The following is a 1,403-nucleotide window of genomic DNA, read 5'->3' as shown; positions in this document are numbered from 1 at the left end:
GTGGAGATCGCGGGCCAGCGTGCGCTCGCCCGCGATCTCCACCACGCAGGCGCGGCAGTTGCCGTCGGGGCGCAGGCCGTCGCTGTAGCACAGGTGCGGGATCTCCACGCCGTGGCGCTGCGCAGCCTTCAGGATGGTTTCGCCAGGATGGGCGGTGACGGGCTGACCGTCCAGCTCAAAGGCCACTCCGCCGGTGTCTTGCAAGCTGCTCATGACTGGGCTCCCTTCGGCAGTTGCTCCGCCAGCGGACTGTTACGCGGCTTGGGCAAATCGCCCGGCCAGGGCCCCTCGCCCACTTCGTGTGCAAAGTATTTGTGGATGCAGCGGATGGGGTTGGGCGCAGCCTGGCCCAGGCCGCAGATGGAAGCGTCGGCCATTACCTGTGCCAGATCGTCGAGCAGTTCTTCATCCCACTTCGGCGCTTGCATCAGCGTGGCCGCCTTGGCCGTACCGACGCGGCAGGGCGTGCACTGGCCGCAGCTTTCGTGTTCGAAGAAGCGCATCACGTTCAGCGCCGCGTCGCGCGCGCGGTCGTGCTGGCTGAGCACGATGACGGCGGCCGAGCCGATGAAACAGCCGTAGGGCTGCAGCGTGTCGAAGTCGAGCGGGATGTTGTTGAGACTGGCGGGCAGGATGCCGCCCGAGGCACCGCCAGGCAGGTAGGCATAAAGCTGGTGCCCGTCCAGCATGCCGCCGCAATATTCGTCGATGAGTTCCTGCACCGTGATGCCCGCAGGCGCAAGCTTGACGCCCGGGTGCTTCACCCGGCCGCTCACGCTGAAACTGCGCAGGCCCTTGCGGCCGTGGCGGCCGAAGCTGGCAAACCACTGCGGGCCGCGCTCCACGATGTCGCGCACCCAGTACAGCGTCTCGAAGTTGTGCTCCAACGTGGGCCTGCCGAACAGCCCCACCTGCGCGATGTAGGGCGGGCGCATGCGGGGTTCGCCACGCTTGCCTTCGATGCTCTCGATCATGGCCGACTCTTCGCCGCAGATGTAGGCACCCGCACCGCGCCGCAGTTCGATGTGGGGCAATGGGCATGGCGGATCGGCGCGCAGGTCGTCCAGGGCGCGCTGCAGCAGCGCACGGCAGCCGTGGTATTCGTCGCGCAGGTAGATATAGATGGCCTCGGTGCCCACCACCTGGGCGGCGATGAGTACGCCTTCCAGAAAACGGTGTGGGTCACGTTCGAGGTAAGTGCGGTCTTTGAAGGTGCCGGGCTCGCCTTCGTCGATGTTGACGGCCATCAGGCGTGGTACAGGTTGGTCACGCACGATGCGCCATTTGCGCCCCGCCGGGAAACCCGCACCGCCCAGGCCGCGAAGGCCTGAGTCTTCCATGGCGGCCAGCACCGCCTCGGCGTCCATCTCGCCATTGACCAAGGCGGCAGCGGTCTGGTAGCC

1 protein-coding gene and 1 pseudogene are annotated in these 1,403 nt (G+C 66.9%); both read right to left on the bottom strand.

Translation table 11 applies throughout. From position 1 onward, the window contains the following. Positions 1–213: pseudogene (locus DBR23_RS30500) on the bottom strand (2Fe-2S iron-sulfur cluster-binding protein); the annotation flags it as partial. Further along, positions 210–1,403 (bottom strand): NADH-quinone oxidoreductase subunit F (locus DBR23_RS10715; RefSeq protein WP_199227683.1); only part of this gene is annotated, 1,194 nt, incomplete at its 5' end. The gene DBR23_RS10715 and the pseudogene DBR23_RS30500, both read right to left, overlap by 4 nt.

The organism is Acidovorax sp. HMWF018 (assembly GCF_003061035.1).
Taxonomy (GTDB): Bacteria; Pseudomonadota; Gammaproteobacteria; order Burkholderiales; family Burkholderiaceae_C; genus Acidovorax; species Acidovorax delafieldii.
This window is presented reverse-complemented; position numbering and strand designations above follow the sequence as displayed.